Genomic DNA, 9,939 nt, shown 5'->3' with positions numbered 1-9,939 from the left:
CTGCTGCCCACGCCGAGCGACCGCGATCGTGCAGGCCATCCTCGTCCTGCACCGCGTCGAAGCCGACCGCTACGCAGGATGAAAATGGCTCCTTGATCACCTCAATGGCGACAGTGGTGACGGTAGCGATCGCCACACCGGCCGGACAGGCCTGGCCGTGCCCCTGGCGAGCGTAGCCGTCACCGAGCGCAAGCATCGCCCCGTGAACGTTGACACCCAGGTACAGGGTCGCGCCCGCACGCGCCTCGGGGATGTCGAGCTTCCCGCCGTAGAAATCAGGCACCATGGTGGACCGAGCCTCGAGTCTCCCGGGAGACACGCCTATGGCGCCGATAGTCGGCTCCAGCGGCAGGTCCACCGCATGGTCCGTTCTCGTCGGCTGGAACCGGACCGTTCCAGCCCGACGATCTATCTCATAGAACCAGACCCGCGCCTCGACCGGTGCGCCAAGCGCGAGCGCTCGCACACCGGATCCGAGCGCGCCGATGTGTGGAGGCGTGGACGACACCCCCAGTCTCGCGCGGGAACGATCGAGACGATGTGGATGGCGAGTGTGTCACCGGGCTCGGCCTCCTCGATCAGGAAGGGTCCGGAGACCGGATTCAGATGCGGCGTCTCCAACATCCAGGACGACAGGTCGGACACACTGCGAAGCCGGCCACCGAAGCAGTCCTCGGTGTACACCTCCAGCACGTCACCGGAGCGCAGATGCGCGACTGGTATCCGACCCCCGAACGTGTAAGCGAGTTGTCGCTCGGCGGGCCGATGACCGATCTTCCCCATGACATCACACTCGTCCCTCGTCATGCTGCTTCGTCTGGTAACGGCCCGCCGGACCACGTCCCTTGCCGCAACGCATCGCGGTCCTCCATGAAGTGCGCCGCGGCGCGGCCCAGAACGATCGGCGATCAACGCGCCGCATCGCTCCCGGATGTCTGCGTGATCTGCTCCCGAGCCGGAACCGGTCGCAACGAGACTCCCCGCCCCCGAGCGGTGTGCAGGTATTTCGTGCCTGTCGAGCGCTCGCCCAGCTTGCGCCGCAGACGGGACAGCAGGACGTCCAGGGACGCCGCCGACGGCAGGCCCTCCGCGCGGATCCTCGTCCGCAGCTGCGACCGTGGCACCACCCGGCCGGGGTGCTCCGCAAGATAGGCGAGAAGCTCGAACTCGGTACGCGTCAGCGCCACGGGTCGTCCGTCCACTGAGACGCTGCGACCTGCCACATCGATGCGAAGAGCGCCGACCTCGGACGGCGCCGGAGGCGGTGCCGGCGGAACCCGGCGCAGCAGAGCGCGGACGGAGGCGTCAACCACCGCGGGTGGACACGGCTTCGGCAGGAATCCGTCTGCGCCGGCGCGCAGCATGCGGACGACGTCATCATCGATACTCCTGATGCTGTGTGCCAGAACCGGGCGGCGGGACGCGACACACAGCAGGCGCATCAGCAGCAGCCCGTCCACCGCCGGCACGACCGGGTCCACGATCACGACATCCGGCCTCCGGTGGGTGTGGCAGGTCAGGTCGGACAACGTCCGCCCGCTCTCATGGAGGGCGATCTCGGTGACCAGATGACCGAAGCGCGTCAACTGATCGCCGAGTAGCCGCCGATAGCGATGGTCTTCGTCGATGAGCAAGATGGTCGCCATGGTTGCCGTCCGGTGTCTGAATCGTGAACACCTGGACGATCGCACGACCGGACCGCCCGCTTTCATGTCATCTGTCCATCACGTCGCCTGATCGATCCGACGACCCTCGACGCATCGCTCACAGGTTCCGGTAAGGCCCAGGCGGGCCACCCTGACCACCCGCTGTGGACTCGTTGTGGCCGCTGGAGCCGCCTGGCTAGCGTCCACCCCCCAAGCATCCATCGAAGTGCGTCAGCGCCTTTGCTGGATCACACCCTCGCCCATGAGGAGAGAGCATGTCTGGACACCCATTGCGGCGAAGACTAGGTCAGCTGATCGGCGTGCTCACCGCGCTGACGCTCGCCTGCGGCGTCATCGCGCCGCCGGCCGCCGCGAACTCGGCGCGGCCCGTGCCACCCGGGCAGCAGGCCAGGAAGGCCGATGCGGCACCGCCGGCAGCGGGCGATGCGACTGTTCGGGGCAAGGACCGGGTAGACCATGTGAGCGAGCAGGCGCTCCCCGTACACAAGCGCCCGCCGCAGCCGGCCGCGAAGGACGCCGCCCGTGTCGACTACGACCGCCCGGCAACCCCGAAGCGACGCGCTCGGCCGTCGGACGCCGGGTCTCGCGCCGCCGCTGCCGCCTGCAGCACCGCAGACTTCACCAGCCGAACGGGGTCGGCGCTGGTCAGCCAGATCAAGGGATCCACGGTCGACTGCATCAACAGCCTGTTCAGCCTCTCCGGCAGCGATGCCTACAACGCCTTCCGCGAGGCGCAGATGGCAAGCGTCGCGTACGCGGTGCGCGACGGCTCGCCCGGCTACCCGGGTAACCCCTCCACCGGCATGCCCCAGCTCGTTCTCTACCTGCGGGCCGGCTACTACGTGCAGTGGTACGACACGAGCGTCGGAACCTACGGGCCGGCACTCCAGACCGCGATCCGCTCAGCGCTCGACGCCTTCTTCGCGAACCCACGCGCCTGGGACGTGACCGACGCCAACGGTGAGACCCTGGCGGAGGCGGTGACGCTCATCGACAGCGCACAGGAGAACGCCCGATACCTGTTCGTGGTGAACCGGCTCCTGACCGGCTTCAACTCGTCGTACACCTCGTCCTGGTACATGCTCAACGCGGTCAACAACGTCTACACGGTGCTGTTCCGAGGCCACCAGGTGCCCGCGTTCGTCTCCGCCGTGCAGGCCGACCGCACCGTGCTCGACAACCTGTACAACTTCGCGAACACCCACGCTGGTCTTCTCGGCACCGACAACGGCTACCTCACGTCGAACGCGGGCCGGGAACTCGGACGATTCCTGCAGCACGCCCCGCTCAAGCCCATCGTGCGGCCGATGGCGTCGGCGCTTCTCTCGCGAAGCAACATGACCGGCCCGACCGCGCCGCTCTGGGTCGGCGTCGCGGAGATGACCCAGGCATACGACGTCGCCAACTGCTCCTACTACACCACCTGCAACCTCTCCGCCCAGCTGACCAGCTCTGTCCTGACCATCAACTACACATGCAGCCCGTCGATCAAGATCGTCGCGCAGGACATGACCTCGGCTGAACTGAGCCAGTCCTGCACCAGCCTGAAGGGCCAGGACGCCTACTTCCACAGCCTGGTCGCAGACAGCGGGCCGGTGGCAGGCGATGTCAACACCGACATCGAGGTTGTCGTCTTCAACTCGAGCACCGACTACCAGACCTACGCGGGCGCCATCTACGGCATCGATACGAACAACGGTGGCATGTACCTGGAGGGCAACCCGTCGGACCCCAACAACCAGGCAAGGTTCATCGCCTACGAAGCCGAGTGGGTCCGGCCGGCCTTCCAGATCTGGAACCTCAACCACGAGTACACCCACTACCTCGATGGCCGGTTCAACATGTACGGCGACTTCAGCGCCAACATCACCACACCTACCATCTGGTGGATCGAAGGCTTCGCCGAGTACGTCTCCTACTCCTACCGGAACGTCACCTACACCAGTGCCCAGAGCCAGGCGGGCAACCACACCTATGCGCTGCGCACGCTGTTCGACACCACCTACAACAACGACCAGACGCGCATCTACAACTGGGGCTATCTGGCCGTGCGGTACATGATGCAGTCCCATCGGCCGGACATGACGACAGTGCTCGGATACTACCGATCGGGGGCATTCAACGCCGCCCGCACGTACCTCACCAGCACCATCGGCTCACGCTACGACGCCGACTTCGACGCCTGGCTGACGCGCTGCGCGGCAGGGGATTGCGGCGGGAGCACCACGCCGCCCCCGACCAACCAGCCGCCGTCCGCCTCGTTCACCGTGGCGACCAGTGGGCTCACCGCCACCTTCACCGACCGGTCCTCGGACGCCGACGGCAGCATCGCCTCCCGGCAGTGGGCCTTCGGGGACGGGAGCACCTCGTCGGCCGTCAACCCCAGCAAGACCTACGCTGCGGCCGGCACCTACACCGTCTCGCTGACGGTCACCGACAACCAGGGGGCGACCGCGAGATCGTCCCAGACGATCTCGGTCACGACGGGTGGCGGCACCACCGTGCCGGAATGCAGCGGCACTGACACGCGTACCCTCGACCGCAACTGCCAGCGCAGTGGACGCTCCGCGACCGCGGGCAACTACGACTACCTGTACATCTACCTGCCCGCCGGCGTCAGCACCCTCACCATTGCCGTGGCCGGCGGCACGGGCAACTGCGATCTCTACTACAGTCCGTCGAGCTGGGCCACCACCAGCAACGCCACCCGCTCCTCCGCCGGGGCCGGCAACACCGAGTCGCTGGCCATCCCCAGCCCGGCCGCCGGCTACCACTACATCAGCCTCTACGGGAAGACCGCCTGCTCTGGCACCACGGTGAGCACGCGCTACTGAACCACATGTGATGGGTATGAGTTCGCCGCCCGGCGGGAGTTGCCGGGCGGCGCGCCCGCCTGGCCTGTGGCCGCCGCGCCGCCTGCGGCCGCGTGCATAATCTCGGTCATGGGCATCGATGTGCGCCACCTGCGGGCGATCAGTGCCATCGCCGAGGCCGGAAGCGTGACCGGCGCCGCCGCCCGCCTGGGCCTGTCACAGCCCGCGCTGACGGCCCAGGTGCATCGGATCGAGAAGACGGTCGGTGGGCCGCTGTTCGTCCGAAGCCGTACCGGTATGCAACCGACCGAACTCGGCAAGCAGGTGCTCCAGCGCGCCCGCGTCGTGCTGGCCGAGGTCGACGCGCTCGTCGAGGACTTCGGCGACCGGCACCCTATTCCAGGTTTGCTCCGACTCGGCACCGTCCACATCGCCTGCGCGGGCAGCCTCGTACGCCACGTCGCGGAAGCGTTCCCGGATCCGGAGATCGCGCTGCAGATAGAGCCGTCCTCGCGACTGTTGGTGGAGGCGCTCACCCGAGGCCAGTTGGATGCCGCGTTGCTGGGCATCCTTGAGGGCTTCGAGCTGCCGATCGGTCCCACGCTCACCAGCCGGCCACTGATCCCCCGTTACCCGATCTTCGTCGCCATGTCCGCCTCCCACCCGCAGTCCCACCACGAGCAGGTGCGGCTGGCCGACCTGAGAAACGAATCGTGGGTGTGTCCGCCGGGGCCGGACGACGGCTCACTCGCCTCGCTGCGACGGGCCTGCCGCGCCGCAGGTTTCGAGCCGAAGATCCGGTACGAAGCGCCGAGTGGCGCCGCGCACCCACTGGTGGCCGCCGGAGACGGTGTCCGGCTGGTCGACCCGACCTGGGCCCCGGCCGCCGGGACTCGGGTGCTGCCGCTGCGCGGGGAGCCGCAGTTGCTGGCCAGGCTGATGGTCGTCTGGCGGCGCGATGCGCTGACCTCTGCACAGAGCAGCGCTTTGTTCCAGGCCATCACCCGGGCCTACCTGGATCACGTCAACGACAACGCTGCCTTCGCCCGATGGTGGCGGGCCAATCCCCACGCCCATCCCGCAGCGTCGTAGCGATCCGACGGCGATATATAGGCATCAGCTATGGGCAGGATGATGTTGACGCGGTATGTGCCGTCACCTAACCTGCGAATGGCCCACAACTACATAGACACCATTCGAACCTGCACGGGAGAGACTCCGTTCATTCGGAGCGCCGAAGGAGCAAACTCCCAAGAAACTCTCAGGCCCCATTACCGTGCAGGCGAGGTGACTCTGGAAAGCAGACGACCGTCGTCTCACCCACGGTGCAAGCCGCTGACGCAGCGGTGAAGCTCTCAGGTCAATGACAGAGCGGGAGGCAACCGACCGTTCGACGCCGCGTGCGTCGGGACGAGGAGCGCCCCCGTGCACCAGGACCCTGCGGCTCTGCTCCGCTCACCTCTGCATGCATCACATATAGGACACGGAGCTCGATTCACCGACTTCAGCGGCTGGCGGATGCCCCTTCGCTACGGAAGCGAGCTCGCTGAGCACCGCGCCGTACGCGAACAGGCCGGCCTCTTCGACCTCAGCCACATGGGGCAGCTCGAGGTATCGGGGCCGGAGGCCCCGACAGCACTGAACTACGCTCTGGTCGGGCACCTGTCTGCCGTACCGATCGGTGGCGCGCGCTACACCATGCTCTGCGACGCCGCCGGCGGGGTGCTGGACGACCTCGTTGCCTATCGCCTCGCATCGAACCGGTACCTGCTGGTCGTCAACGCCATCAACACACGCGTCGTACATGCGGCCATCAGGACCCGTTGTGCGGACTACGCGGCCTGGGCCGCCGACCGCACGAACGAGCGGGCGATCATCGCGGTGCAGGGGCCGCGCGCCGCCCCCATCGTGGAAGCCCTGACCGGTACGGGACTCACCCGGCTCCGCTACTACACCGCAGCGCTACTGGACATCGACGGTCGTCCAGCCGTCGTCGCTCGTACCGGCTACACCGGCGAAGACGGCTTCGAACTGCTCGTACACGCCGAAGACGCGGTGCGCACGTGGGAAGCAGCGCTTGTGGCCGGTCGGCGTCACGGCTTGACGCCCACAGGGCTGGCGTGCCGCGACACCCTCCGCATCGAGGCTGGAATGCCGTTGTACGGCGCAGAGATCGGCCGTGACGTCACCCCGTTCGATGCCGGGCTGGGGCGGGTGGTGTCCTTCGTCAAACCAGGCGACTTCGTCGGACGAGCCGCGCTGGCCGAGGCCCACAAGAGCGGCGTTACCCGTCGGCTCGTCGGCCTCGTCGCGTCCGGGCAGAGAATTCCCCGAGCGGGCCAGCAGGTGGTGACGCTGACCGACGACGGCCATGGTGCTGATCCGGTCGGCCTCATCACAAGCGGCACCCCTTCACCCACATTCAAACGGCCGATCGCGATGGCCAGCATCCGTGCCGGCACCAGCGACAGCATCCGGCTGGCCGTGCAGATCAGGGGGACCACCGAGCCGGTCGAGATCGTCCCTCTTCCGTTCTACCGTCGTCCGCGGTGATCCGCGGCCATTCCTTGCGAGGGTTCAGCGTCATGAACGTACCGGAACACCTGAAGTACAGCCTCAACCACGAGTGGGTCAACGACTCGGTTCAGCCGGCCGAAGTAGGCATCACCGCGTTCGCCGCCGAAGCGCTGGGTGATGTCATCTATGTGCAACTGCCCGAGCCGGGGAGCCACCTGACTGCCGGTGACGTGTGTGGAGAGGTCGAGTCCACGAAGTCGGTCGCGGAGCTGTATCTCCCGGTCAGCGGAGAGGTCGTCGCCGTCAACGAGGCGGTCATCGCCAATCCGGGCCTGATCGGCGCCGATCCGTACGGCAAAGGCTGGCTCCTGCGGGTCCGGCTGGCGCAGATGCCTTCCCTGATGTCGCCGGACGAGTACCGCGCCTTCTCCAACGAGTCGCGGTAGGCCCCGATGGCAGCCTTCGACGATGATCTGGCCGACCTCGACCCCGCCGTCGCCGAGGCGATCGGCCGGGAGCTACGCCGGCAACACGAGACCCTGGGCATGATCGCCTCCGAGAATCTCGCGCCCCGAGCCGTCCTTCAGGCGCAGGGATCGGCCCTCACCAACAAGTACGCGGAGGGCTACCCGGGACGGCGCTACTACAGCGGATGCGAGCATGTCGACGACATCGAGCGCCTGGCGATCGACCGGGCCAAGCGCCTGTTCGGCGCCGCCTACGCGAACGTGCAGCCGCATTCCGGATCGCAGGCGAACGCCGCCGTGATGGCTGCTCTGATCGAGCCGGGTGACACCATCCTCGGGCTCGACCTCGCTCACGGCGGTCATCTGACCCATGGCATGCGCATCAACTACTCGGGGCGGCTGTACCGGGCCGTGAGCTATCGCGTAGGCGCCGAGAACCACCTGATCGACATGGATGAGGTCCAAGAGCTGGCGCGCGAGCATCGGCCGAAGCTGCTCATCGCCGGCTGGTCGGCCTACCCTCGAACGCTCGACTTCGCCCGGTTCCGGCGGATCGCCGATAAGCTAGGCGCATACCTGCTCGTAGACATGGCACATTTCGCCGGGTTGGTCGCGGCCGGTCTGCATCCCAACCCGGTCCCTCACGCCCATGTCGTCACCCTGACCACGCACAAGACCCTCGGCGGCCCCCGCGGCGGCACCATCCTCAGCGCCTACACCGATCTCGCGCGGAGGCTGGACTCGGCGGTCTTCCCAGGCCAGCAAGGTGGTCCGCTGGCGCATGTCGTGGCTGCGAAGGCAGTGGCCTTTCGGATCGCCGGAGAACCGCAGTTCCAGGATCAGCAGCGGCGCGCCCTGACCGGAGCGAAGATCGTTGCCGATCGTCTCTGCGCCGCCGAGGTCGCGAAGGCCGGCATCCGGGTGGTCAGCGGAGGCACCGACGTGCACCTGGTGCTGGTCGACCTGAGCCACGCGGATCTCGATGGCGCGCAGGCGGAGCGGCTGCTGCAAGGCGTCGGCATCACCGTCAACCGTAACGCCGTGCCATTCGACCCACGCCCGCCGATGGTCACCTCCGGGCTACGGATCGGTACCTCCGGTCTCGCCACCCGAGGGTTCTCCGAAGCGGACTTCACGGAGGTGGCCGACATCATCGCCGATGCTCTGACCGCCAAGGAGGCTGACACGTCGCTACGCACGCGGGTGGCTCGCCTCGTCGATCGGCACCCCCTCCACCCCGGCCACACCTCCTGACCGTACGGGGAACCCGAGCTTCCCGCGGGTGGTAGATCGCTTCGTCACGCCTTGCTTCCTGAGGGCGACAACAGCCCCGAGAAAGGACCCCAATTGCCGAACAAGCTGTTGCTGATGGCGGCCGGCAGTCACCGACTCCGGAGAATCATCGCCGGATCCCCCCTGACCCGGGGCGTGGTGCAACGATTCGTTGCCGGCGAGGTGAACGACGAGGCGATCGCAGTGGCGCGGCGCATCGTCGAATCCGGGATGCGGGTGACGATCGACCATCTCGGCGAAGGAACAACGACAGTCGAGCAGGCTGCCGCTGTACGCGACGCGTATCTCAGCCTACTCTCCGCGACGCGGATGCCCGGTATGGCCGAGGTGTCGGTGAAACTGTCGGCGCTCGGTAGCGCGCTGCCCCACAACGGTCGCCGACACGCCTATCGGCTGACGCGCGACATCTGTGCCGCTGCGGCTGCCGCCGACGCCACGGTAACCCTCGACATGGAGGATCACACCACGGTTGACCTGACGCTGGCCGTGCTGGACGAACTGCGTACCGAATTTCCCTGGGTGGGCGTGGCGCTGCAGGCGTGCTTGCACCGTACCCCGGCGGACTGCCAGCGCCTCGCGTACGCAGGGAGCCGGGTCCGCCTGGTCAAGGGAGCCTACGCGGAGCCGGCGTCAGTGGCATATACGCGACGACGTCAGATCGACGAGGCATTCGACAGGTGCCTGCGGATCCTGATGCAGGGCCAGGGCTATCCCATGGTGGCGACCCACGACCCCCGCCTGATCGACAGCGCCATCGGGCTCGCGAGCGCCGGTGGCCGGAGCACCACCGATTTCGAGGTCCAGATGCTGTACGGCATCCGCGCGAACGAGCAGACGCGGCTTGCGGGGGAGGGCTACCGCGTGCGGGTGTATCTGCCGTATGGACAGGACTGGTACGCATATTTCACCCGCAGGCTTGCCGAGAAGCCCGCGAACCTGCTCCTCCTGGCTCGATCCTTCAAGCCTGGCGCCGCCGACTGATCGCGACGCGGAGCTTCCGGCATCGTTCGTCGCGGACCAGGCAGCCATGGGCGGTCGCGCGGAACCGAAGACCACCGTGCGTGGCGATGACAGGAGCATTGCGCCGTGATCAGTGTTTTCGATCTTTTCAGCGTCGGTATCGGGCCGTCCAGCTCGCACACCGTCGGGCCGATGCGGGCCGCCCGTACGTTCGTGGCGGGT

The 9,939-nt window shown here is 67.3% G+C and carries 8 protein-coding genes, 2 pseudogenes and 1 riboswitch; of the genes and pseudogenes, 8 read left to right on the top strand and 2 right to left on the bottom strand.

The features are described from left to right. Positions 1-82: pseudogene (locus FB454_RS34555) on the top strand (IS5/IS1182 family transposase); the annotation flags it as partial. 9 nt (positions 83-91) lie between these two features. On the opposite strand, the pseudogene FB454_RS34550 reads toward FB454_RS34555, so the two are convergent. Continuing rightward, a pseudogene (locus tag FB454_RS34550) lies at positions 92-783 on the bottom strand (acetamidase/formamidase family protein); the annotation flags it as partial. Between the two features lie 125 nt (positions 784-908). After that, positions 909-1,646, bottom strand: coding sequence for a response regulator transcription factor (locus tag FB454_RS34545; RefSeq protein WP_051611145.1), 738 nt, complete (start codon positions 1,644-1,646; stop codon positions 909-911). Positions 1,647-1,921: 275 nt separating this feature from the next. On the opposite strand from FB454_RS34545, the gene FB454_RS34540 reads away from it, so the two are divergent. The 7 genes from FB454_RS34540 to FB454_RS34510 all read left to right on the top strand — a co-directional run. After that, positions 1,922-4,501, top strand: coding sequence for a collagenase (locus tag FB454_RS34540; protein ID WP_030274976.1), 2,580 nt, complete (start codon positions 1,922-1,924; stop codon positions 4,499-4,501). Between the two features lie 108 nt (positions 4,502-4,609). Then, a complete protein-coding gene (locus FB454_RS34535; RefSeq protein ID WP_013476185.1) occupies positions 4,610-5,572 on the top strand; it encodes a LysR family transcriptional regulator in 963 nt (320 codons plus the stop codon). Positions 5,573-5,677: 105 nt separating this feature from the next. Continuing rightward, positions 5,678-5,767: riboswitch (glycine riboswitch) on the top strand. A gap of 138 nt (positions 5,768-5,905) precedes the next feature. Continuing rightward, a complete protein-coding gene (gene gcvT, locus FB454_RS34530; protein ID WP_030274974.1) occupies positions 5,906-7,033 on the top strand; it encodes a glycine cleavage system aminomethyltransferase GcvT in 1,128 nt (375 codons plus the stop codon). A gap of 32 nt (positions 7,034-7,065) precedes the next feature. Next, entirely contained in the window at positions 7,066-7,443 is a 378-nt protein-coding gene (gene gcvH / locus FB454_RS34525) for a glycine cleavage system protein GcvH (protein ID WP_013476187.1), read from the top strand. 6 nt (positions 7,444-7,449) lie between these two features. Then, complete coding sequence (glyA, locus tag FB454_RS34520) at positions 7,450-8,718, top strand: serine hydroxymethyltransferase (RefSeq protein ID WP_013476188.1); 1,269 nt, start codon at positions 7,450-7,452, stop codon at positions 8,716-8,718. Between the two features lie 93 nt (positions 8,719-8,811). Further along, entirely contained in the window at positions 8,812-9,738 is a 927-nt protein-coding gene (locus FB454_RS34515; RefSeq protein WP_013476189.1) for a proline dehydrogenase family protein, read from the top strand. Positions 9,739-9,843: 105 nt separating this feature from the next. After that, positions 9,844-9,939 (top strand): serine dehydratase beta chain (locus FB454_RS34510; RefSeq protein ID WP_145755309.1); only part of this gene is annotated, 96 nt, incomplete at its 3' end.

The organism is Micromonospora sp. CNZ297, from assembly GCF_007827625.1.
The sequence above is the reverse complement of the archived record's forward strand: the minus strand, read 5'-3'. Positions and strand labels throughout refer to the sequence as shown.